We start from the raw sequence: 23,969 nt of genomic DNA on the forward strand, positions 1-23,969 counted from the left end.
CGAGACGCCCCGCCGCCTCAGGCGAAGCGGCCGTGGCAGTGCTTGTACTTCTTGCCCGAGCCGCAGGGGCAGGCCTCGTTGCGGCCCACCTTGCCCCAGCTGGAGGGGTCGTTCGGGTCGCGCTCGATCACCGCCACGTCGCCCGAGAGCAGGGGCTCCGGCCGAGAGCCGAGGGCCGCGCCGGCGTAGGCCATCTCGTCCTCGCCGGTGAAGGGATCGGCGTGATGCCCCTCCATGGGAGGCAGTTCCTCCTCCATGGGCTGCTGGGTGACGATCTCCACCCGCATCAGCTGGGCGGTCACCACCTCGCGCAGGCGGTTCAGCAGAGCGGAAAAGAGGTTGAACGCCTCGGACTTGTACTCGTTCAGCGGATCACGCTGGGCATAGCCGCGCAGGCCCACCACCTGGCGCAGATGGTCGAGCATGGCGATGTGCTCGCGCCAGAGGTGATCCAGCGTCTGGAGAAGGATGGACTTCTCCACATAGCGCATGATGTCCGGCCCGTACTGGGCGGTCTTGGCAGCCATCCACTCGTCGGCGCGGCGGATGATGCGCTCGGTGACCTCGGGGCCGGCGATGCCCTCTTCCTTGGCCCAGTCCTTCACCGGAAGCTCGATGCCGAGCACTTCCTTGATGGCGGCGTCGAGCCCGTCCACGTCCCACTGCTCGGGATAGGCGTTCTCGGGGATGAACTTGGCGACGGTCTCGGTGATGAGGGCGTGGCGCATGTCCTCCACGGTCTCGGCCACGTCGTCGTCGTTCATCAGCTCCAGGCGCTGCTCGAACACCACCTTGCGCTGGTCGTTGAGGACGTCGTCATACTTGAGGACGTTCTTGCGCATGTCGTAGTTGCGCGCCTCGACCTTCTGCTGCGCCTTCTCCAGGGCCTTGTTGATCCAGGGATGGATGATGGCCTCGCCTTCCTTGAGGCCGAGGCGCTGGAGCATGCCGTCCAGCCGGTCCGACCCGAAGATGCGCATCAGGTCGTCGTCGAGCGAGAGGAAGAACTTGGAGTGGCCGGGGTCGCCCTGGCGGCCGGAGCGGCCACGCAGCTGGTTGTCGATGCGCCGGCTCTCGTGGCGTTCGGTGCCGAGCACGAAGAGGCCGCCGGCGGCGAGCGCCTTCTGCTTCAGCTCCTCCACCTCGGCGCGGATGCGCGCCTCGGCGGCAGTGCGCGCCTCGCCCTCGGGCATGTCCTTCAGCTCGGCCGCGATGCGCATGTCGGCGGCGCCGCCCAGCTTGATGTCGGTACCGCGGCCGGCCATGTTCGTGGCGATGGTGATCGCGCCCGGCACGCCGGCCTGGGAGACGATGTACGCCTCCTGCTCGTGGTAGCGCGCATTCAGCACCGCGAAGGCCTTGCCCGAGCGGTCATGGGCGAAGGCGGCGGGATCGGAGAAGTCGATCTGGTGGAAGCCGGCCTGCTTCAGCAGCTCGGCCAGCAGTTCGGACTTCTCGATGGAGGTGGTGCCCACGAGCACGGGCTGGCCGCGCGCGCTGCACTCCTTGATGAGTTCGATGATGGCCGCGTACTTCTCGCCGGCCGAGCGATACACCTCATCGTCGTCGTCAATGCGCGAGACGGGGACGTTGGTGGGGACTTCCACCACCTCGAGCTTGTAGATGTCCTGAAATTCGGCCGCCTCGGTGGAGGCCGTGCCGGTCATGCCCGCGAGCTTTTCGTAGAGGCGGAAATAGTTCTGGAAGGTGATGGAGGCGAGCGTCTGGTTTTCGGGCTGGACCTGGACGCGCTCCTTGGCTTCCAGCGCCTGATGGAGGCCTTCCGAATAGCGCCGGCCCGGCATCATGCGGCCGGTGAACTCGTCGATGATGACGACCTCGTCATTGCGAACGATATAGTCCTTGTCCCGCTGGAACAGGGAGTGCGCGCGCAGTGCCTGGTTCACGTGGTGCACCACCGAGACGTTCTCGATGTCGTAGAGGCTCTCGGACTTCAGGAGCCCGGCCTCGGTGAGCATCTGCTCCATCTTTTCCATGCCCGCTTCCGTCATGGTGACGGTGCGCTGCTTCTCATCCACCTCGTAATCCTCCTTGGAGAGGCGAGGGATGTACTGGTCGATGGTGTTGTAGAAGTCCGACCTGTCGTCGAGCGGACCGGAGATGATGAGCGGCGTGCGCGCCTCGTCGATGAGGATGGAGTCCACCTCGTCGACGATGGCGTAGAAGTGCGGCCGCTGCACCATCTGGGCGCGCTCGTACTTCATATTGTCGCGGAGGTAGTCGAATCCCAGCTCGTTGTTCGTCGCGTAGGTGACGTCGCTCTCGTAGGCGGCGCGGCGCTCGTCGTCGTCCAGGCCGTGGACGATGATGCCCGTGGACAGGCCGAGGAACCGGTAGAGCTTGCCCATCCACTCGGCGTCGCGCCGGGCGAGGTAGTCATTCACCGTCACCACGTGCACGCCCTTGCCGGCGAGGGCATTGAGGTAGACGGGCAGGGTGGCGACCAGCGTCTTGCCTTCGCCGGTCTTCATCTCGGCGATGGAGCTTTCATGCAGCACCATGCCGCCGATGAGCTGCACGTCGAAGTGGCGCATGCCCAGCGCGCGCTTGGCGCCCTCGCGCACCGTGGCGAAGGCGGGCACCAGCAGGTCGTCGAGGGTGGTCTTGCCCTCGGCCAGCTGGCGGCGGAAATCCTCGGTGCGGGCGCGCAGCTGATCGTCGGAGAGGGCTTCCAGCTCCTTCTCCAGCGCGTTGATGGCCTGTACGCGGGGACGATAACCCTTCACCCGGCGATCGTTCGCGGAGCCGAAGAGCTTGCGGGCAAGTCCACCTAACATGGGTTTCTCTATTCCGTTCCGTCAGGTCTGAAGGAGGGCGGAGACGGACCGCCGGACCTCCGGGCAACGATGCGCGCCGTTGGACACCCGCAATGGGGCGTCAGCAAGTCCGAAGGCGGGACAGGCGGGCGCAGCGAACAAACGCGCAGCCGCAACCGCCCCGCTTCCGCGGGCAGCGCACTACGCGGACACTTATGAACGGGTCGGTGCAATGTCAATGCGAGGGGCGCGCGGCCCCTCGCATAGCAGCCGTCCGGCGAAGCGTTGCCGCGCTGCACAGGTGCGGCGTCAATCTGCACGGAAGGGCTTTGCGGGCAATTCCTTTCATGGACACGCAATAACCCTCTGCTTAGTATCCGCCGCGACTGCAGAGTGGGGGTAATGGTATGGTGGGGGGTATCCGGGTGTCGGGTCGACTGGGCTGCGCGAGCGTGGCCCTCGGGGCTGCCTTCCTCCTGTCCGCGTGCGAGGAAAAGAACACCTACGTCCCTCCGCCGCCCCCCAAGGTGACGGTCGCGACCGTGCTGGAGCAGCCGGTGACGCGCTTCCTCGAACTGACCGGCAACACCGCCGCCATCAATTCGGTGGACCTGAACGCCCGCGTGCAGGGCTTCCTCACCAACATCAATTACAAGGACGGCGCCTTCGCCAAGAAGGGCACCACCCTGTTCGTGATCGAGCAGGACACCTACATCGCACAGCTGGACCAGGCGAAGGCGACGCTGGCCGCAAACCAGGCGTCGCAGGTGCAGGCGGAAGCCGAGTACAACCGCCAGGCCCAGCTCGCCAAGCAGGACTTCGCCTCGCAGGCCACCCTCGACCAGGCGCGCGCCAAGCGCGACTCGGCCGTGGCGGAGGTCGCCAACGCGCAGGCGTCGCTGCAACTCGCCCAGATCAATCTCGGCTACACTAAGGTCAATGCTCCGTTCGACGGCGCGGTGACGGCCCACCTCCAGGACGTGGGCGCCCTCGTCGGCTACAGCGGCCCCACCAAGCTCGCCACCATCGTGCAGCTGAATCCGATCTGGGTGTGGTTCACGCTGAGTGAGCAGGAGGTGTTGCGAATCAAGGAGCAGCTTGCCAAGCAGGGCCGCTCCCTCACCAGCCTGACCCGCGACCTGCCGGATATCCCGATCGAGATCGGCCTCCAGACCGAGACCGGCTACCCGCATGCCGGCCGCATCGACTATATCGCGCCGCAGGTGGACCCGAACCTCGGCACCCTCACCGTCCGCGGCCTCTTTCAGAACGACGATTTTGTGCTGCTGCCCGGCCTGTTCGCCCGCGTGCGGGTGCCGCTTGGCCAGCCGGCCTCGACCATCCTCGTTCCGGACTCGGCCGTCAGCTACAACCAGCTCGGTCCCTACGTGCTCACCGTGGGCTCCGACAACGTGGTCGGCCAGACGCAGATCACCCTCGGCCAGCTCCAGGCGGACGGCCTGCGCGCCGTGCTGACCGGCCTGAAGAGCACCGACCGCGTGGTCATCAATGGCATGCAGCGCGCCGTGCCCGGCTCCAAGATCGACGTGGAGGTGGGCAAGATCGTCGCCGTCGCCGCGCCGGTGGATGACGGGACCAAGCCGCTGCCGAAGCCCGCCGGGGTCGCTCCCGCCGATGCGCCGGCCCGCGCGATCCCCTCGGTGCCGCCGACCCCCAATGCTCCGGCGACGCCGGGTGCCACCCCTGCGACGCCGAAGAACTGACCCGCCCTCGAACCTGAGGCAGCGCCCATGATTTCGCGCTTTTTCATCGAGCGGCCGGTCCTCTCGAACGTGCTCGCACTGGTCTTCGTGCTGATCGGCCTCGTCTCGCTGATCCGCCTGCCGGTGTCGCAATATCCCAACATCGTGCCGCCCACGGTGTCGGTGACCACCTCCTATCCGGGCGCGTCCGCCAAGACGATGATCGACACCGTGGCCCTGCCCATCGAGCAGCAGGTCAACGGCGTCGAGGGCATGATCTACATGCAGTCGTGGTCGGCCTCGGACGGCACCTACACGCTGGTCGTGTCCTTCGCCATCGGCACCGATCCGAACATGGCGCAGGTGCTGGTGCAGAACCGCGTCAACATCGCCCTCGCCTCGCTGCCGACGGCGGTGCAGGCGCAGGGCGTGACCATCCTGCAGAAGGGCACCTCGATCCTCGAGTTCGTGACCCTGACCTCGCCCACCGGCAAGTATGACGGCCTGTTCCTGAACAACTACGCCATCATCAACGTCCAGAACGAGCTGGAGCGCGTGGAGGGCGTCGCCAACGTGGCGGTGTTCGGCGCCGGCACCTACGCCCTGCGCGTGTGGATGGACCCGGACCGCATGCAGGCGTTCGGCCTCACGCCCACCGACATCTCCAACGCCATCCAGAAGCAGAGCCAGCTCGTCACGCCCGGACAGCTCGGCATTCCGCCGGCGCCGTCCAACGCCTCGTTCCAGTACACGGTCAACGTGTCCGGCCGCCTTGATGATGTGAAGGATTACGAGAACATCATCGTCAAGGTGGACAATTCCGACGGCGGTCGGATCGTCCGCATCCGCGATATCGGTCGCGTGGAGCTCGGGGCACAGAGCTATTCCAAGGACTTCATGCAGGACAACAAGCCTGCGGCCGGCATCGGCATCTTCCAGCTTCCCGCCGCCAACGCCCTCGACGTGGCCAAGCGCGTCGCGGCGAAGATGGAGGAGCTGAAGAAGAACTTTCCCGAAGGCCTCGACTACGCCATCCCCTTCGACACGACCCTGTTCGTGACCGCCTCCATCGACGAGGTGTGGAAGACCCTGTTCGAGGCCGCGATCCTCGTCCTCGTCGTCATCCTGCTGTTCCTGCAGGACTGGCGCGCCACGCTGGTGCCCGCGACGACCGTGCCGGTGACCATCATCGGCGCCTTCGCCGCCATGGACGCCATGGGCTTCACCATCAACCTCTCGACCCTGTTCGCCATCATTCTCGCCATCGGCATCGTGGTAGACGACGCCATCGTGATCGTGGAAGGCGTGGCGCGGCACATCGAGGAGGGAATGGCGGGGCAGCCAGCGGCCGAGAAGGCCATGGACGAGCTGTTCGGGCCCGTGGTGGGCATCACGCTCGTTCTGATGTCCGTGTTCCTGCCGGCCTCGTTCATTCCCGGCCTGTCAGGGCAGATGTTCAAGCAGTTCGCCCTCGTGATCGCGGCGACCGCCTTCATCTCGGCCATCAACGCGGCCACCCTGAAGCCGACCCAGTGCGCCCTGTGGCTGCGCCAGCCGGTGCCACCGGAGAAGCGCAACTTCATCTATCGCGGCTTCAACGCCATCTATGGCAAGGCGGAGCACTGGTACACCGGTCTCATCAGCCGCATGGTGCATCATTCCAAGCTGATGGTGCTCATCGCCATCGCGCTCATGAGCGTCGCCGGCTACGGCCTCACCCGCATCCCCACCGCCTTCCTGCCCATCGAGGACCAGGGCTACTTCCTCGCCCACGTCCAACTCCCGGATGCCTCGAACCTCAACCGGACCAAGAAGGTGATGGCGGACGTTTCCGAGCGCATCCGCAAGGTGCCCGGCGTCCAGACCGTGCTCGCCATCTCCGGCATCTCGGTGCTGGACAATTCCTCCACCCTTGCCAATGCGGGTGTCACCTACATCACCCTGACCCCCTGGGACGTGCGCTACGCCACCAAGGGGCAGGACCTGCTCTCGATGTATGAGAACCTGAACAAGGCGGTTTCCGACGTCGAGGAGGCGGAGGTGGTCATCCTCGTGCCGCCGGCCATCCAGGGCATCGGCAACGCCGCCGGCTTCACCATGCAGCCGCAGATCCGTAACGGCAATTTCGACTACCAGTTGCTGGAGCAGATCACTACGTCCATGGTGGACAAGGCGCGGGCCCAGTCGGCCCTCAGCCACGTCTCGTCCTCGTTCCGCGCCGGTGCCCCGCAGATCCAGGTGGACGTCAACCGCATCAAGGCGGAGACGCTGGGCATCACCGTCGGCCAGGTGTTCGACACCATCTCGTCGTATCTCGGCTCCACCTACGTCAACCAGATCAACAAGTTCGGCAACGTCTTCCAGGTCTACATCCAGGCCGACGCGGGCTTCCGCGTCACCCCGGCCGACCTGATGCAGCTGAAGGTGCGCTCGCCCACCCAGAACGCCATGATTCCCATCGGCACCGTGGTGGACGTGAAGATGACGCTGGGTCCGCCGCTGATCTCGCTCTACAACCTCTATCCCTCGTCCACCATCGTCGGTACCAACGCGGCAGGCTTCTCCTCCGGCCAGGCGCTGTCGCTGATGGAGCAGATCGCCGCCTCGACGCTGCCGCCGGGCACGGGCTTCGAGTGGACCGCCATGTCCTATCAGGAGAAGGCGGTCGGCAATCAGATCTACTACGTGTTCGGGCTCGCCATCCTGCTGGTCTACTTCGTGCTGGCCGGCCAGTATGAGAGCTGGATCCAGCCCATGTCGGTGATCCTCGCGGTGCCGCTGGCGCTGCTCGGCACCGTCAGCGCGCTGCTCGGCCTCGGCGTGGCGAACAACCTCTACACCCAGATCGGCCTCGTGCTGCTGATCGCGCTCGCCTCCAAGAACGCGATCCTCATCGTCGAGTACGCCCGCGAGAAACGGGCGGAGGGCATGGAGATCATGGATGCGGCGGTGGAGGCCTCGCGCCTTCGATTCCGCCCCATCCTCATGACCTCCTTCGCCTTCATCCTCGGCGTGCTGCCGCTGGTGTTCGCCACCGGCGCCGGCGCCAACTCGCGCAAATCCATCGGCATTGCGGTGGTGTCGGGCATGCTCGCCTCCACCTGCCTCGCGGTGCTGTTCGTGCCGTCCTTCTACACGGTGCTCCAGCGCTTCGAGGAACGGCGCAAGGGCAAGAAGACGCCGACCGCTGGCCATGGCGCTGGAAATACGCCGCCCGAGCCACCTCCCGCACCCAGCGCGGGTGTGCCCCCGGCGCCCGCATCTGCCTGATCCGGGCGCGTCAGCTTTGCCTTATCTTGCGGCAACTGCTCCCGATCGGGGCGGTTGCCGCCGCAAAGTCGCGCTTCCGCCTCCTGTCTGGCTTGTCTAACCTTGGTGGGACACGCGATCCGCTCCCGGCGCTTCCGCCGATCCCTCCGCCGACCCTATCCCTGGGCTGTCGCCCGCAGGACCTGGTGCCCTTAAATGTCGATCCTCGCGAGCCTGCATCACGTCACGAGCTACACCTACGATCACCCGGTCTCCATGGGGCCGCAGGTCATACGGCTGCGGCCGGCGCCGCACAGCCGCACCGACATCCCGGCCTATTCGCTGAAGGTCTCGCCGGCCGACCACTTCATCAACTGGCAGCAGGATCCGTTCGGCAACTGGCTGGCCCGCATCGTGTTTCCGGAGCCGGTGTCGGAGTTCAAGGTCGAGGTGGACCTCCTCGCCAAGCTTGACATCGTCAACCCCTTCGACTTCTTCGTCGAGGAATATGCCGAGAACTTCCCCTTCGAGTACGCGCCGGCGCTGAAGGCCGAGCTGGCGCCGTATCTGGAGCTGGAGGATGAAGGCGCGCTGTTCGCCGACTATCTCGCCTCCGTTCCGCGCGAGAAGACCCGTATCGTCGACTTCCTGGTCCATCTCAACCAGCGCCTGCAGGGCGAGGTCGGCTACGTCATCCGCATGGAGCCGGGCGTGCAGACGCCCGACGAGACGCTGAGCCGTAAGCTCGGCTCCTGCCGCGACACCGGCTGGCTGCTGGTGCAGATCCTGCGCCACCTCGGCCTCGCCGCCCGCTTCGTCTCCGGATATCTCATCCAGCTGAAGCCGGACGTGGCCGCCCTCGACGGCCCCTCGGGCACGGACGTGGACTTCACCGACCTGCATGCCTGGTGCGAGGTCTTCGTGCCCGGCGCCGGCTGGATCGGCCTCGACCCGACCTCGGGCCTCCTGTGCGGCGAGGGCCACATCCCGCTCGCGGCCACGCCGCACTACAGCTCCGCCGCGCCCATCACGGGCTATGTGAACGAGAAGGCCGAGGTCGAGTTCGGCTTTGACATGCAGGTGGTCCGCGTCGCCGAGGCGCCGCGCGTGACGCTGCCCTTCTCCGACGAGACCTGGGCCGCGCTCGACGAGCTCGGGCACAAGGTGGACGAGGACCTCAAGGCCGGCGACGTGCGCCTGACCATGGGCGGCGAGCCCACCTTCGTCTCCATCGACGACTACCAGTCGCCGGAGTGGAACACCGAGGCGCTCGGCCCGCACAAGCGCGAGCGCGCCGACGACCTGATCCGCCGCCTGCGCCGCCGCTTCGAGACCGAGGGCGTGCTGCACTACGGCCAGGGCAAGTGGTACCCCGGCGAAACACTGCCGCGCTGGTCCTTCGACCTGTTCTGGCGCAAGGACGGCCAGCCCATCTGGCAGCGCGAGGACCTGATCGCCGACGAGAAGGTGAACTACGGCGTGACCCCGGCCGATGCCGAGCGCTTCTGCAAGGCGGTGGCCGAGAAGCTCGCCGTGGGCAGCCAGTTCGTCCAGCAGGCGTTCGAGGACAACATCTATTACATGTGGAAGGAGCAGAACCTTCCCGAGAACATCGCCCCCGGCGATCCGCGCATGGCGGACGAGGTGCAGCGGCGCATGCTGGCGCGCACCTTCAACCAGGGCCTCGGCACCGCCACCGGCTCGGTGCTGCCGCTGCGCCGGGTGTGGACCCCGACCGGCCCGGCCTGGCGCTCGGAGGAATGGACCTACCGTCGCCAGTTCCTGTTCCTGATCCCCGGCGAGAGCCCCATGGGCTACCGCCTGCCGCTGGAATCTCTGCAGTATCTGGCGCCCACGCGCTACCCCTACATCGTCGAGGCCGACCCTTTCGAGCCGCGCGACCCGCTGCCCGACGCCGCCGATTTCGCCGCCCGCTACACCGCGGGGCAGGGCGGTGCCGGCACGGGCGCCGATGGCCATGACGCCGGCGCGCCCGGCGGCCCGGGCGGGATGCCGCGCCATTCCATCGCCCCGCGCACCGAGGCCTACGGCGTCGGCGAGCGGGCGCAGGAGCTGGCGCGCGAGTATATCGCCAAGTACGACACCCAGGTCTTCACCGCCGACACCCGCACCGCGCTCTGCGTCGAGCCACGCAACGGCCGCCTGTGCGTGTTCCTGCCGCCGGTGGAAATCCTCGAGGACTATCTCGACCTCATCGCCGCCCTTGAGCAGGTGGCCATCGAGTTGAACACGCCCATCCACATGGAGGGCTATCCGCCGCCCTTCGATTACCGCCTCAACCTCATCCGTATCGCGCCCGATCCGGGCGTGCTGGAGGTGAACGTCCATCCGTCCGATAGCTGGGCCGGCTGCGTGGAGATCACCCGCATCCTCTATGAGGAGGCGCGGCTCGCGCGCCTCGGCACCGAGAAGTTCATGGTGGATGGGCGCCACACCGGCACCGGGGGCGGCAACCATGTGGTTGTGGGCGGCTCCACCCCCGCCGACAGCCCCTTCCTGCGCCGGCCGGACGTGCTGAAGAGCCTGCTGCTCTACTGGCAGCGGCATCCCTGCCTGTCCTATTTCTTCTCCGGCCTGTTCATCGGCCCCACCTCCCAGCATCCGCGGGTGGACGAGGCGCGGCACGACAGCCTTTATGAGCTGGAGATCGCCTTCTCCAAGTTCCCGCCGCCCGGCAAGGGCGAGCCGCCGGCCCCGTGGCTGGTGGACCGGCTGCTGCGCAATCTCCTGGTGGACGTCACCGGCAACACCCACCGCACCGAAATCTCCATCGACAAGCTCTATTCGCCGGACGGCCCCACCGGCCGTCTGGGCCTGGTGGAATTCCGCTGCTTCGAGATGCCGCCGGACTGGCGCATGAGCCTCGCCCAGCAGCTGCTGCTGCGGGCTCTCATCGCGCGGCTGTGGAACAAGCCGGTGCATGGCCACTGCACCCGCTGGGGCACCATCCTCAACGACCGCTTCATGCTGCCGCATTATGTCTGGCAGGACTTCCTCGACGTGGTGGAAGACCTCTCGGACGCCGGCTACCAGATCGATCCCGAGTGGTTCCGCGCCCAGTTCGAGTTCCGCTTCCCCGCGTTCGGCAAGGTCCAGCAGGCGGGCGTGGACATCGAGGTTCGCCAGGCGCTGGAATGCTGGCACGTGCTCGGCGAGGAAGGCGTCACCGGTGGCACGGCGCGTTATGTGGACTCCTCCGTGGAGCGCCTGCAGGTGAAGGTGGAGGGCTTCAACCCCTCGCGTCACATCCTCACTTGCAACGGCCGCAAGGTGCCGCTGGCCCCCACCGGCCGCAACGGCACCTATGTGGCGGGCGTGCGCTACAAGGCGTGGCAGCCGTGGTCGGGCCTGCACCCGACCATCCCGGTGCATTCGCCGCTCACCTTCGACCTTGTGGACACCTGGAGCGAGCGCTCCCGGGGCGGCTGCGTCTATTACGTCTCCCATCCGGGCGGACGGAACTACGACACCTTCCCCGTGAACTCCTACGAGGCGGAGGCGCGGCGCCTCGCCCGCTTCCAGACCTTCGGCCACAGCCCCGGCACCCTCGACGTGGTGCTGGAAACGGCGCCGGACGAGTTCCCGACCACCCTCGACCTGCGGCGCCCTGCCGGCGCCTGAGGCCGCCCGCCGGTCCCGAAGGGCCTGTCGCGGGAGTGTCCCGCGGCGGGCGCAGGCTGGAAGCGCTCCGAAGAGGGGTGCATCTGGCGCCGCCGCGGGCATAATGGAGAACCCGGTCCCACCGGGCACAGGATGTTGACGCGCGGGCAGGGGTGCCCGCGGAAGGGGTGATCGTGTCGGGTGCGGAGCAGCGCAGCGAGGTTTTCGAGCGGGCCGCGGCCGAAAGCCTGATCGGGGGCTACCGCACCCTGCCGGCCACCCGCGACGAGATGATGGACGCGGACGGCCAGCCGCGCCGCCACTGGCAGCCCTTCCTCGCCGCCCTCGCCGAACTCGGCTCCGAGGAATTACGCCGCCGCTTCTCCGCGGCCGACCGCTACCTGCGCGACAGCGGCGTTTTCTACCGCGTCTATGACGATGCCGGCGGGGGGGAGCGGCCGTGGTCGCTCAGCCACATGCCGCTCATCATCGGCGAAGCGGATTGGGAAACCCTCTCGCAGGGGCTCATCGAGCGGGCCGAACTGCTCGAAGAGGTGCTCCAAGACCTCTACGGTGAGGGCCATCTGGTGTCCGATGGCGACCTGCCGGCGGCGGCGGTGGCCGGCAGCCCTGAATTCCTGCGGCCACTGGTGGGCGTGCGGCCCGAGGGCGGGCGCTTCCTGCGCGTCTATGCCGCCGATGTGGGCCGTGGTCCAGATGGCCGCTGGTGGGTGCTCGCCGACCGCACCCAGGCGCCCTCCGGTGCCGGCTATGCGCTGGAGAACCGGCTCGCCTCCACCCGAGCCCTGCCGGACGTGTCGCGCGATCTCAACATGAAGCGGGTCGCGGCCTTCTTCCAGGCGCTGCGCACCTCGCTGATGAAGCTCGACCGAACCGGCGAGGGGCGCATCGGCCTGCTCACGCCCGGTCCGCTCAACGAGACCTATTTCGAGCACGCGCTGCTCGCCCGCTATCTCGGCTTCCTGCTGGTGGAGGGCGAGGACCTGACCGTGCGGGGCGATACCCTGCATGTGCGCACGGTGGCGGGCCTCAGGCGCATCGACGTGCTGCTGCGCCGCCTCGATTCGGATTTCGCCGACCCGCTGGAGCTGAACGCCCGTTCGCGCCTCGGCGTGCCGGGCCTCGTGCAGTCGGTGCGCATGGGCGGTGTCGCGCTGGCCAATGCGCTCGGCACGGGCATCATCGAGGCGCCGGCGCTGCTCGCCTTCCTGCCGCGCATCGCGACCCGGCTCACCGGGCGACCGCTCAGCCTGCCGCACGTCGCCACCTGGTGGTGCGGGCAGCCGGCCGAGCGGGCGCAGGTGATGGAGCATCTGGACGAACTCGTCATCTCCTCCGCCTTCGGCCGGGTGCTTCCGGGCCTGCCGGATGGCGGATCGGTGCTGGGTGCGGACCTCACCCAGGCCGACCGGCGTCGCCTCTCGACGCTGCTCGCGCGGCGCGGGGCGGATGTGGTGGGCCAGGACATCGCCCGCCTCTCCACCACGCCGGTGTGGACCGGGGAGAAGCTCACCCCGCGCCCCTTCATGCTGCGGGTGTTCCTGACCGCCACCGAAAAGGGCTGGTCGGTGATGCCGGGCGGCTTCTGCCGCATCTCCTCGGCCGCCGATGCCCGCGCCGTATCGATGCAGAAGGGCGATCGCTCGGCCGACGTGTGGGTGCTGGCGGACGGCGAGCAGGCAGACGCCACGCTGCTGCCCAGCCCGGCCAATGTGAAGGTCCGCCGCTCATCCGGCACCCTTCCGAGCCGGGCGGCCGACAACCTGTTCTGGCTCGGCCGCTATGTGGAGCGGGCCGAAGCGACGCTGCGCCTCTCCCGCGTTCTGGTGGGGCGTCTGGCCGAGAGCGGGGATACCGGCACCAGCCCCCTGGTGTCGCGCCTGCTCGGCCTGCTCGGGGCCTGGGGCGCCATGCCGCGCGATCTCGCCCGCGCCACGCCCGCGCGCTATGCGGTGGCCGTGCTGACGCGGCGCGACCTGCCGGGCGCCCTGCCGCAATTGGTGCAGGCGGCGCGGGCGGCCGCTTCCGTCATCCGCGACCGCTTCTCGCCCGATGCGTGGCGCGCGCTGGTGGATCTTGAGACCTGCGTCTACCAGCCCGTTCCCGCCGCGCCCTCGGAGGCAGATGTGGCGGAGCGGGCGGATGCGGCCCTGCGCATCATCGCCGCCTTCTCGGGCCTTGCCTCGGAGAACATGAACCGGCTCACCGGCTGGCGCTTCCTGGAGATCGGCCGGCGCACGGAGCGGGCCATCGGCACGCTGCGCTTCGCCCGTACCTTTGGCGAGGCAGGCGCGCCGCAGGGCTCGCTCGATGCGTTGCTGCAGGTGGCGGACAGCCTCATCACCTACCGCACGCGCTATGTGATGATGGAGGCGCGCGGGCCGGTGCTGGACCTCGTGCTGCTCGATCCGGACAATCCGCGCTCGGTGGCCTTCCAGGTGCACCGCATGGCGAACCACCTGAAGGTGCTCCCCGGCCGCGATCAGGATGCCCCGCCGCCGCTCTGGGAGCGCATCGTCGCCCGCATGCAGGCGGAGCTTGCGGCCAGCACGTCGGACAGCTTCGAGCCGGAATGGTTCGACGCCATGGAGAAGATGCTGATGCAGCTCTCCGACGAGGTATCGTCCCACTATTTCCTCCAGGGACATTCCCCGGAGATGACGCTGACCATCGGCATGTGAGGCGAGCCACGCGAGCCGAAAGCCCGCGCGGCGCCTGAGCGAAAGCAACGTAAAACAGCCCGCGCGGCGCCTGAGCGAAAGCAACGAATACAGCCCGCGCGGCGCCTGAGCGAAAGCAACGAATACAGCCCGCGCGGCGCCTGAGCGAAAGCAACGCACAATGCTCTACGATATTCGCCAGACCACCACTTACAGCTATCAGGTGCCGGTGCGCGTGGTACGGCAGGTGCTGCGCATGACGCCGATGGACCGCTTCGGCCACCAGCACGTCATCGCCCACATTCTCGATGTGGACCCCGAGCCGGCCGAACTGGAGCAGGGCACCGATTTTTTCGGCAACGGGCTCACCTGGCTTACCATCGACCAGCCCCACGGCCATCTTTCCATCACCACCCGCAGCCGGGTGGACGTGACCGCGACGCCCCTGCCCGACCCCGCCGCAACCCCGCTGGTGGACGAAGTGCGCGTCGTGGCGCTGGAGGAGCCGGACCTTGGTCCCGATGCGGCGGTCCACGGCTTGTTTCCGAGCCGGGCCATTCCCATCGACGCCGACATTACCGACTGGACGGCGACCAGCTTCCGCGGCGACCGCCCGGTGCTGGAGGCGGCGCTGGAGCTTATGCACCGCGTGCACGACGAATTCACCTATGAGCCCGGCGCCACCATCGTCACCACCTCGCCCCACGAGGCATTCGCGGCGAAGGCGGGCGTGTGCCAGGACTTTGCGCAGGTGATGATCGCGGGGCTGCGCGGCCTCGGCCTGCCGGCGCGTTACGTCTCCGGCTATCTCCGCACCATCCCGCCCGAGGGCCAGCCCCGGCTGGAGGGGGCGGACGCCACCCACGCCTGGGCAGAGGTGTGGTGCGGGCCGGCCTTCGGCTGGATCGGGCTCGATCCCACCAACGCCATCCCGGCGGGGGACGACCATATCATCCTCGCCGTCGGCCGCGACTATGCGGATGTCTCGCCGGTGGACGGGGTGATCGTCTCGTCCGGAGACCACATCCTCGCCGTGGGCGTGGACGTGGTTCCGGTCCCGGCCCGGTGAGGCATCAGTTCACTGGTCCCATCACCGCGTCGGGCAGCCAGGTGACGATGCCGGGGAAGACGCTGAGGATGACGATGCCGCCCAGCATCAGCAGCACGTAGGGCAGGGCGCCTTTCAGCACCTGCGCCGTCGGCACCTGCGGGGCGATGGCGTTCACCACGAACAGGTTCAGCCCCACCGGCGGCGTGATGAGCCCGATCTCCATGTTGATGGTGAGGATCACCGCGAACCAGTAGGGATCGAAGCCCGACGACACGATGATCGGATAGAGCAGCGGCGCCGACATCACGATGATCGCCACCGGCGGCAGGAACATGCCGGCCACCAGCAGGAAGAGGTTGATGATTGCCATCAGCACCCAGCGGTTCACCTCCAGGCCGGCGATGGCGGCTGCGACCGTCTGGGTGATGAAAAGCGAGGAGAGGGCGAAGGCGAACAATTCCGCCGAGGCCATGATCATCATGATCATGACGCTCTCCCGCAAAGTGGACGAGAAGATCTCGAAGACCGGCTTGGGGCGGAACAACCGGTACATGATGATGACCACGCCGAGGGTCAGGAACGCCCCCGCGCCCGCCGCCTCGGAGGGCGTCGCCACGCCGCCGTAGAGCACGTAGAGCGTGCCGAGGATGATGATGAGGAAGGGCAGCACCTTGGGCAGCGCTTCCAGCTTCTGGCCGAAGGAGAAGCGGCTGCCGCGGTCGTCGAAGCGGAAGCCCTTGCGGCGGCAATCGTAGAGCGACCAGGCCATGAACATGGCGGTCAGCATCAGCCCCGGCATCACGCCGGCGAGGAACAGCCGGCCGATGGAAGTCTCGGTGGCGATGCCGTAGACGATCATCGTCACCGAGGGCGGAATGAGGATGCCGAGCGTTCCGCCCGCGCAGATCGATCCGGTGGCCACCGAGGCCGGATAGCCGCGCTTCAGCATCTCCGGAATGCCCATCTTGCCGATGGCGGCGCAGGTGGCGGGGCTTGATCCCGTCATGCCGGCGAAGATGGCGCAGGCGCCGATGTTGGAAAGCACCAGCCCGCCCGGCACCCGGTTCAGCCAGCGGTCCAGCGCCTCGTAGAGGTCGCGGCCCGCGGGGGTGGCGGCGACCGCCGCGCCCATCAGCACGAACATGGGGATGGAGACGTAGGCGAGATTGGCGATGCCGGCGAACATGGTCTCCGCGAGCACCTCGAACACGCCCCAGCCGCTCGCCATCAAGAGACCGAAGATGGCGGTAAGTCCGAGGGCGAAGGCGATGGGCATGCCGGTGGCGAGCAGCGCGAACAGGATGCCGATGACGACGAAGCCCGATGTGGTGGGGGAGAGGGTCATCACGGGTGCGCTCCGAAGCCGTCCGTGCCGGAGATGCGGCGCACCAACTCGGCCACGTACTGGAGGGAGAGGAGGGCGAAGCTGACGGGCAGCGGCAGCAGCGGAATCCACAGGGTGATGGCGGCGACCGTGGAGGTCCGCCATTCGTTCACGTAGGCCTCATGGAAGAACATGCTGCTCGCCACCGTCATGGCGATGGCGAACAGGAGGCCGAGCACCGCGCCGATGATGCCGAGCGCCCGCTGCACCGGCTTGGCCGCCATGAGCTCGATGACATCCACGCCCACATGGCCGCGCGTCAGTAGCACGTAGGGCGCGCCGAGGAAGACCGCGGCCGTTGCCGTGAACACCACGAAGTCGGTCTGCCAGATGGTGGGGGCGCGGAACACATAGCGCATGAAGATCATCTGGCAGATCACCACCATGGAGGCGACGAGCAGCAGCCCGGCGAGGATGGCGACGGCGCGCGACAGGAAGTCCACGGCGTGGAGGAAGGAGCGGGTCATGAGCGCCTCGGGGGCAAGCGTGGGCGTGTGCTGGGGCTTGTGCGGGGCCGCCCGCCGCCATCAGGCCGCGGCGGGCGGAAGCCGTGCGGGCGCAGCGCGCCCGTCCCGTCACTGAACGGCGAGGGCCTTCTTGATCAGCTCGTCGCCGCCCTTCACCTTCTCGGAGAAGTTCTTGTAGGCGCTGGCCTGCGCCACCTTGAGCCAGGCGTCATAGTCGGAGGCTGACATTTCAATCACCTCGACGCCCGCCTTCTTGAAGGTGTCCGCGAGCTTCTGGTCGCCCTTGCGCACCTCCTGCGCGAACCAGTCCTGCGCCTTCTTCCCGGCGGCGAGGATGGCCTTCTGCTGGTCGGGCTTCAGCCGGTCGAACACCTGCTTGGACATGAGCACGGGTTCGTACATGAACCAGAGCGCATTGCCGCCCGGCGCGGTCAGGCATTTCACCTGCTCGAACAGGCGATAGGAGACGAAGCTTTCGGAGGAGGTGTTGGTGGCGTCAAGCACGCCGGTCTGCATGCCGGAATAAATCTCGGACGAGGGCATGGAGGCGATGGAGGCGCCGGCGGCGGCCAGCATCTGCTCGAAGGCGGGGCCGGCGGCGCGCGTCACCTGCCCCTTGATGCTGTCGGGCCCCGTGATGCAGCCCTTCTTGGAGGCGAAGGCGCCGGACAGCCAGGCATCGGCGATCACGATGGCACCCTGCGCCTCGACGATCTTCTTGATGTCCTGCATGAAGGGCGAGCTGTTGAGCCGCTCGGCCCGGTCGAAGTTGCGCACCAGGCCCGGCATCAGCGTCACCGAGAATTGCGGCACGCGGCCGGAGGCGTAGTCGAGCGGGAAGGACGAGATGTCGAGCTGGCCCTTCGTCAGCGCGCCCCATTGCTCGTTCGCCTTGTACAGCGAGGCACCGGGGAAGACCTGGATCTTGATGCCGACATTGGCGGCCGCGACGTCGCGGGCGATCATCTGCACCATCTCGTCGCGCGGGTCTCCCTTGCCGCCCGGAAACTGGTGCGAGGCGCGCAGGGTGATGTCCTGTGCCAGGGCCGGCGCCGAAAAGGCGATGGCGCAGGCGAGCGCGCAGGCGCGCGCGATGGTCCGTGATCCGATCATGGCTTTCCTCCCGTGCGGCCGGCTTGGATGCGGCCTGTGGCGTTTCCCGTTTCGTTTTCCGGTCGTTCAGGGAGCCGATGCGGTTGCCCGCCCCGGCTTCCCCGGCCGGTCGGCCGAGGCGGTAGTCCCGCCGTCAGCCCAATCCCGCCAATGCGGCAGGATATCTTACGCAACGTTACGATAGATGTCCTTGTAGGTTTCCCGAAGGATATTCTTCTGCACCTTGCCCATGGTGTTGCGCGGCAGTTCGGAGACGAAGAAGACGCGCTTCGGCTGCTTGAACTTGGCAAGACGATTTTCGAGGGCCCGATGGACGGCATCTTCCGTCAGCGTCGCATCCTTCTGGGCGACGATGACGGCGGTGACGCCCTCGCCGAAATCGGGGTGCGGCACGCCGATGACCGCGCTCTCGACGACGCCGGGGATGGCATCGATCTCGCCTTCCACTTCCTTGGGATAGACGTTGAAGCCGCCGGTGATGACGAGATCCTTGCCGCGCCCGACGATGTGGACGTAGCCGGTCTCGTCGATCTTTCCGAGGTCGCCGGTGATGAAGAAGCCGTCGCGGAATTCCGTGGCGGTCTTCTCCGGCATCCGCCAGTAGCCCTTGAACACGTTTGGCCCCTGAACCTCGATCATGCCGATCTCGCCGGCGGGCAGCACCGCGCCGGTCTCTGGATCGACGACGCGCACGCTGATGCCGGGCAGGGGATAGCCCACCGTGCCGGCGATACGCGCGCCGTCATAAGGGTTGGACGTGTTCATGCCCGTCTCGGTCATGCCGTAGCGCTCGAGAATGGCGTGGCCCGTCCGCTCCTCGAAGGCGCGGTGGGTCTCAGCCAGCAAAGGCGCGGAGCCGGAAACGAACAGGCGCATGCCCTTCGTCGCCTCGCGGGTGAGGCCGGGCTGGTCGAGCAGGCGCGTGTAGAAAGTGGGCACGCCCATGAGCGTCGTCACCTTGCCCGCCGACATGAGGGCGATGGCCTCCTTCGGATCGAACTTGGAGCGGAACTCCATGCTGGCGCCGGCCAGCAGGACGATGTTGGTGGCGACGAAGAGCCCGTGAGTGTGAAAGATGGGCAACGCGTGCAGCAGCACGTCATCCGCCGTGAAGCGCCAATAGTCCTTCAGCGTCTGCGTATTGGAGAGCAGATTGGCGTGGGTGAGCATGGCGCCCTTGGCGCGGCCCGTGGTGCCCGAGGTGTAGAGGATGCCGCCGAGATCCTCCGGCCCCCGCGCCACATCCTCGAAGGTGTCGGGGAAGCCTAAGGCCGCGCTGGTGAGCGACCCCTTGCCGTCGGTGCCAAGCGTCTCCACCGCGCCGACGCCGAGCCGGGTGGCGAGCGCGCGTGCGTCCTGTTCAATCTCCGGCCGGCACACGAAGACGGTGGGCTCGGCGTCGGAAAGGAAATATTCGACCTCGTTCAGGGTATAGGCGGTGTTCAGCGGCAGATAGACCGCCCCGGCCCGGATCGCGCCGAGATAAAGCGCGAGAGCCGGCCAGGATTTTTCCACCTGAACCGCCACCCGGTCTCCCGGCTTGACCCCGCGCGCGACCAGAAAATTGGCGAGGCGAGCGGAGAGGGCCAGCGCGTCGCCATAGGTCTCCACCGTGCCATCGATGAGGCGGGCGAGGGGCTTGTCCATCGCCGGGATGGCGGCGCGGATGGCGGTGAAGAGGTGGTTCTCGGTCATGTCTTCGTCTCGTTGGCGACAGTGCCGGCGGCGCTGCGGGCAGTTCAGGACACGGGCAAGCTCAGGAAACCGGAACGAGCGCGCGGGCCGCCGCGTCCGCCCGCAGCAGCTTCTTCACCACCGGGCTCGCGACCACCTCGCCCTTGCCCGCGAAGGCCTCGTGGTTCTTCTCGATGTCGGCGAGGACATAGCGGTAGTTCACCATGAGACCCGCCGCCTGGGCGATGCCCTTTGCCGACAGGTCGCCCATGGGGTTGATCTTCTCCAGCCGCGCGCCATTGCCGAGGTGAAAGCGGGCGACCGGGTCCACCGGCTTGCCCTTGGCGGTTCGGGCGATGAGGAAGTAATAAGCCGCGGCCGCGCTCAGCACCGGCGTCAGCGCCTCGCGCACCTCGGTCTTTTCCGCCCAGTCCGGCGTATCGAGCGCCTTCAGCGCCTCCTTGTCGGCGGCGGTGAGGGCGGCTGGTGCCTCAGCCTTTCGCTCGCCGTCGAGCCAGGCGCGGAAGCCGGGCACCGGCGAGAGCGTGACGAAGGTGGTGAGCGAAGGAATCTCGCGGGAAATCTCCTCCACCACCTGTTTGATCAGGAAATTGCCGAACGAAACGCCGCCGAGCCCGCGCTGGCAGTTGGAGATGGAATAGAAGACGGCCGTGGTGGCCTTTTCCGGCTCCAGCAGTTCGCGCGACTGGTCCAGCACCGGGGCGATCGCGCCGGGAATATCCTTGGTGAGGGCGACCTCCACGAAGATCAGCGGCTCGTCCACCAGTGCCGGATGGAAGAAGGCGTAGCAACGCCGGTCCGGGCTGTCGACCCGCGCGCGCAGGTCGTTCCAGTCGCGGATGGCGTGCACCGCCTCGTAGCGGATGATCTTCTCCAGCACGTTGGCGGGCGTCGACCAGTCGATGCGTCGCAGCACAAGGAACCCCCGGTTGAACCAGGACGAGAACAGATGGCCGAAGTCGCGGTCCACGGCGGCGAGGTCGCGCCGGAGCACCATGGCGTCCATCAGATGCTCGCGCATGCGGACGAGGGAAAGTGTCGCGCCCGGGGCCATGTTGAAGCGGCGGAACAGCTCCTGCCGGCGCGGCTCGCTGGCGAGGTGGAGCTCGGCGGCCGAAGCATCCGATCCCGTGCGGCCATAGCTGGCGATGGCGGCATCGAGGCGGGTGCGGTCCGGCCCGAAGGCTTCGGCGAGCGCCTCGAAGAAGGCAATGCGCTCACCCGTCTTCATCCGCGCATAGCGATCGAGGATGTCGGACGCGAGCGCGACGCCCGAGGCCTCGCCACGGCCGGAGAGCAGTTGCTCACAACGGTCCACCAGCGTGGCGGCCTTGGTGGCGCCGGAGACGCGGGCATTGCGGTCCAGCAGCGCGCGGCCGCGATCCGCGATGGTGGTGAGAAGATCGCCGAAGAAGGACGCGTTGGAACTCATCGTCGCACTCCACCAGCTACGATGCCGGACATCGCCAACGTCATGGGACGGCGCTCGGTTCGGGAAGGCAAGCCCGGCACGGCGCGGTGAGAACCATTCTTTCGGATGATCCGGCGTGGGGTGCCGCGTACTGCCATCTCGGTATCAAGATAGGTCATATCGCCAGATCCCGCCGTATCGCCAGCTTAAGAGAGACCCAGCTGCATTTTTTGTCAACAATCATGTATGCAAGAATTTGGGTCTTGCATTGAATTTGATGAGCAGGCTTTCTGGTATCGGGGACAAAAGGAGCGCCGTCGTGCGGGGAGAGCAGACGCCGAGGCTCAGGGAGGCGCTGGAGGACGATATCGTCGCCGGCCGTCTGAAACCGGGCCAGCGGCTCGACGAGGTGGGCCTCGCCGAGCGGTTCGGCGTTTCGCGCACGCCCATCCGCGAGGCGCTCATCCAGCTGGCCTCGTCCGGCCTGGTGGAGATCCGGCCCCGCCGCGGCGCCTTCGTCGTGCTGCTCGGCCCGCGCGAGCTGATCGAATCCTTCGAGCTGATGGCGGAGATCGAGGCCTCCTGTGGCCGGCTCGCGGTGCAGCGCATGGGACCGTCCGACCGCGACGCCATCGCGCACGCGCATGAGACCTGCCGCGCCGCCGTCGCGGCCGGGGATGAGGAGGCCTATTATCCCGCCAACGCGCGTTTCCATGCCGCGATCTACGCCGCCACCAGCAACCGCGTGCTCGCGGGCGAGGCGCTGAAGCTTCAGCGCGGGCTTCAGCCTTATCGTCGCCTGCAGCTGAAGGTGCCGCGCCGGGTGGAGGCCTCCTTCGCGGAACACCAGGGCATCGTCGATGCGCTGTTTGCCGGCGATGGCACCCTCGCCGCCGAGCGCTTGCGCGCCCATGTGCTGGTGCAGGGCGAGCGCTTCATGACCCTCATAGCCGCCCTCCAGGCCGAATCGGACGCGCTGGCTGACGCGGGGTGAGGGATTTTTGAGATACGTCAGTAACAGGTGCCCGGCCTCTCGCGTCGGCCTGTCGGTCCCACGCGGCTCGTCCCACGCGGCTCGTGCCTCGGCGCCCCGCAAGCACCCGTGGACACCGCCCATCCCCTGTTGCCGTGCCGCGAGCCTTCCGATAAAAGAACCTCGCTCCTGCGCCACGCACCCGTAGCTCAGCTGGATAGAGCGCCGCCCTCCGAAGGCACGTGTCAAGCCGCCGGTGCGAAAAGTGTGAAGAAAAGCGTTTTTAAATTCAACGACTTGCGAGCGTTGGGCCGAGGGCTTCACTTTCGCAGGAAATCCGAGTAAGCACTGCGTAAGCAGCAGGCACCCGTAGCTCAGCTGGATAGAGCGCCGCCCTCCGAAGGCGGAGGCCACACGTTCGAATCGTGTCGGGTGCGCCACTGCAATCCATGATTGCAGTTATGTCGGGCTCTGGCCTCCAATAAGCTAAACTACGAATCTGGGGGGGCGGGAGTTCGAATCTCCCCCGGCGCGCCACCTAACTCAAAGATATTATTGAAATTTTCAGGCAGCCTCTTGAGGGGCGCCGGTTGAATTCCGTGAACCCAGCCGGTTTTTCAGCCGGTTTTGGAAGCGCGGATATCCTTCGTACCAGATCGCAGCGTGGCGCATGTCCTGAGAGCCGGACGAACAGAGAAACTGCGCTTGATCCGGTCACCATCATGCCGGTCCGCAACAGCCCGAACGGTCGACCCGATGGGTTCTCCGTTCGGATTGCTCGGTCGGCCGCCGTGGTGGACAAGGACCGCAGCCCGAACTGGTCGCCGGCAAGCCTCGAAGGGGTCTCCGAAGAGACCTAACGCGCCACTTCCGCCCGCTGACCCATACCGAGGAATTGGGTCTCGCCATCTGAGCGGAGGGCCCACCCGCCCGTCCGCGCCACAAGGACAGACTACCTGAGCGAGACATCTTACGACACCATCCTACTGGAGCGTCACGAGCGCGTTGCCCTCGTTACGCTCAATCGACCGCATGCATTGAACGCCCTGAACCCCCAAGTCGTGTGGGAGCTGACCAATTTGCTGCTCGATCTCGATCAGGACCCGGACGTCGGCTGCGTGGTGATTGCCGGATTGGAAAAGGCCTTCGCAGCCGGCGCCGACATCAAGGAGATGCTGCCGCAGAGCTACATGGACATGTACAGCGCGGACTTCTTCGCCGGCTGGGATGCACTGGGGCGGGTGCGCAAGCCCATCATTGCCGCGGTCTCGGGTTTTGCCCTCGGCGGCGGCTGCGAGCTGGCGATGATGTGCGACTTCATCATCGCCAGCGATACTGCAAGGTTCGGCCAGCCGGAGATCAAGCTGGGAGTTGTCCCGGGCATCGGCGGCTCGCAACGCCTGACCCGTGTCATCGGCAAGGCCAAGGCCAAGGCCAAGGCGATGGAGATGTGCCTGACGGGTCGCATGATGGATGCGGCAGAGGCCGAGCGCTCCGGTCTCGTCACCCGTATCGTGCCGGCAGCGGATCTTCTGAAGGATGCCCTGGCTACCGCGGCCACCATCGCCGGCATGTCGACCCCTATCGCGATGATGGTGAAGGAAAGCATCAACCGCTCCTATGAGACGACGCTGGCCGAGGGCATCCGCTTCGAGCGGCGCGTCTTCCACGCCACGTTCGCGACGGCGGACCAGAAGGAAGGCATGGCGGCCTTCGTGGAGAAGCGGCCGGCGCGGTTTTCTAATGCTTGAGTGCTGTTCTTTGTTCTGGCGTATGGATGCATCCTGCTTGAGCCAATATGGCAGAATCAATATGTATAGTATCAAGAAAATCGAATAATAATT

The 23,969-nt window shown here is 67.0% G+C and carries 13 protein-coding genes and 1 tRNA gene; 8 read left to right on the forward strand and 6 right to left on the reverse strand.

Annotation, left to right across the window (positions count from 1 at the left end; translation table 11 throughout):
* Positions 1-17: 17 nt before the first annotated feature.
* The gene (gene secA, locus J2126_RS17765; RefSeq protein ID WP_209488189.1) at positions 18-2,798 is read right to left on the reverse strand and encodes a preprotein translocase subunit SecA; all 2,781 of its coding nucleotides are present in this window, start codon (positions 2,796-2,798) and stop codon (positions 18-20) included.
* A gap of 386 nt (positions 2,799-3,184) precedes the next feature.
* Here secA and J2126_RS17770 point away from each other — a divergent pair, with 386 nt between their 5' ends.
* The 5 genes from J2126_RS17770 (at position 3,185) to J2126_RS17790 (ending at position 15,100) form a co-directional block, all read left to right on the forward strand.
* Complete coding sequence (locus tag J2126_RS17770; RefSeq protein WP_209488190.1) at positions 3,185-4,501, forward strand: efflux RND transporter periplasmic adaptor subunit; 1,317 nt, start codon at positions 3,185-3,187, stop codon at positions 4,499-4,501.
* A gap of 27 nt (positions 4,502-4,528) precedes the next feature.
* Positions 4,529-7,750 carry an efflux RND transporter permease subunit gene (locus J2126_RS17775; protein ID WP_209488191.1) on the forward strand — a complete coding sequence of 1,074 codons (3,222 nt, stop codon included), beginning with the start codon at positions 4,529-4,531 and terminating at the stop codon, positions 7,748-7,750.
* 195 nt (positions 7,751-7,945) lie between these two features.
* The gene (locus J2126_RS17780) at positions 7,946-11,371 is read left to right on the forward strand and encodes a DUF2126 domain-containing protein (RefSeq protein ID WP_209488192.1); all 3,426 of its coding nucleotides are present in this window, start codon (positions 7,946-7,948) and stop codon (positions 11,369-11,371) included.
* Between the two features lie 173 nt (positions 11,372-11,544).
* On the forward strand, positions 11,545-14,052 hold the full coding sequence (locus tag J2126_RS17785; protein WP_348634332.1) for a circularly permuted type 2 ATP-grasp protein: 2,508 nt from the start codon (positions 11,545-11,547) through the stop codon (positions 14,050-14,052).
* Positions 14,053-14,212: 160 nt separating this feature from the next.
* A complete protein-coding gene (locus J2126_RS17790) occupies positions 14,213-15,100 on the forward strand; it encodes a transglutaminase family protein (protein WP_209488193.1) in 888 nt (295 codons plus the stop codon).
* Positions 15,101-15,104: 4 nt separating this feature from the next.
* Here J2126_RS17790 and J2126_RS17795 read toward each other — a convergent pair whose 3' ends face one another.
* The 5 genes from J2126_RS17795 to J2126_RS17815 form a co-directional block, all read right to left on the reverse strand.
* Entirely contained in the window at positions 15,105-16,427 is a 1,323-nt protein-coding gene (locus J2126_RS17795) for a TRAP transporter large permease (RefSeq protein WP_209488194.1), read from the reverse strand.
* Positions 16,427-16,933, reverse strand: coding sequence for a TRAP transporter small permease subunit (locus J2126_RS17800; RefSeq protein WP_209488195.1), 507 nt, complete (start codon positions 16,931-16,933; stop codon positions 16,427-16,429). The genes J2126_RS17795 and J2126_RS17800 overlap by 1 nt, the downstream gene beginning before the upstream one ends.
* A gap of 108 nt (positions 16,934-17,041) precedes the next feature.
* Positions 17,042-18,046, reverse strand: coding sequence for a TRAP transporter substrate-binding protein DctP (gene dctP, locus J2126_RS17805; RefSeq protein ID WP_209488196.1), 1,005 nt, complete (start codon positions 18,044-18,046; stop codon positions 17,042-17,044).
* A gap of 165 nt (positions 18,047-18,211) precedes the next feature.
* A complete protein-coding gene (locus tag J2126_RS17810) occupies positions 18,212-19,741 on the reverse strand; it encodes a malonate--CoA ligase (protein ID WP_209488197.1) in 1,530 nt (509 codons plus the stop codon).
* 61 nt (positions 19,742-19,802) lie between these two features.
* The gene (locus tag J2126_RS17815; protein ID WP_209488198.1) at positions 19,803-21,173 is read right to left on the reverse strand and encodes a malonyl-CoA decarboxylase; all 1,371 of its coding nucleotides are present in this window, start codon (positions 21,171-21,173) and stop codon (positions 19,803-19,805) included.
* A 298-nt stretch (positions 21,174-21,471) separates the two neighbouring features.
* Between J2126_RS17815 and J2126_RS17820 the strand changes: the two genes are divergently transcribed.
* From J2126_RS17820 to J2126_RS17830, 3 genes are all read left to right on the forward strand, one after another.
* The gene (locus J2126_RS17820; protein WP_209488199.1) at positions 21,472-22,146 is read left to right on the forward strand and encodes a GntR family transcriptional regulator; all 675 of its coding nucleotides are present in this window, start codon (positions 21,472-21,474) and stop codon (positions 22,144-22,146) included.
* 342 nt (positions 22,147-22,488) lie between these two features.
* Positions 22,489-22,565 (forward strand) — tRNA-Arg (locus tag J2126_RS17825).
* Positions 22,566-23,081: 516 nt separating this feature from the next.
* Positions 23,082-23,876 carry an enoyl-CoA hydratase gene (locus tag J2126_RS17830; RefSeq protein WP_209490295.1) on the forward strand — a complete coding sequence of 265 codons (795 nt, stop codon included), beginning with the start codon at positions 23,082-23,084 and terminating at the stop codon, positions 23,874-23,876.
* The last annotated feature ends 93 nt before the right edge of the window (positions 23,877-23,969 follow it).

This window comes from Xanthobacter flavus (assembly GCF_017875275.1).
In the GTDB taxonomy this organism is placed as follows: domain Bacteria; phylum Pseudomonadota; class Alphaproteobacteria; order Rhizobiales; family Xanthobacteraceae; genus Xanthobacter; species Xanthobacter flavus_A.

Bases quoted from the DNA above. Each gene is read 5' to 3' on its own strand.
- secA (WP_209488189.1), bottom strand. From the start codon at position 2,798: ATGTTAGGTGGACTTGCCCGCAAGCTCTTCGGCTCCGCGAACGATCGC.
- J2126_RS17770 (WP_209488190.1), top strand. From the start codon at position 3,185: ATGGTGGGGGGTATCCGGGTGTCGGGTCGACTGGGCTGCGCGAGCGTG.
- J2126_RS17775 (WP_209488191.1), top strand. From the start codon at position 4,529: ATGATTTCGCGCTTTTTCATCGAGCGGCCGGTCCTCTCGAACGTGCTC.
- J2126_RS17780 (WP_209488192.1), top strand. From the start codon at position 7,946: ATGTCGATCCTCGCGAGCCTGCATCACGTCACGAGCTACACCTACGAT.
- J2126_RS17790 (WP_209488193.1), top strand. From the start codon at position 14,213: ATGCTCTACGATATTCGCCAGACCACCACTTACAGCTATCAGGTGCCG.
- J2126_RS17795 (WP_209488194.1), bottom strand. From the start codon at position 16,427: ATGACCCTCTCCCCCACCACATCGGGCTTCGTCGTCATCGGCATCCTG.
- J2126_RS17800 (WP_209488195.1), bottom strand. From the start codon at position 16,933: ATGACCCGCTCCTTCCTCCACGCCGTGGACTTCCTGTCGCGCGCCGTC.
- dctP (WP_209488196.1), bottom strand. From the start codon at position 18,046: ATGATCGGATCACGGACCATCGCGCGCGCCTGCGCGCTCGCCTGCGCC.
- J2126_RS17810 (WP_209488197.1), bottom strand. From the start codon at position 19,741: ATGACCGAGAACCACCTCTTCACCGCCATCCGCGCCGCCATCCCGGCG.
- J2126_RS17815 (WP_209488198.1), bottom strand. From the start codon at position 21,173: ATGAGTTCCAACGCGTCCTTCTTCGGCGATCTTCTCACCACCATCGCG.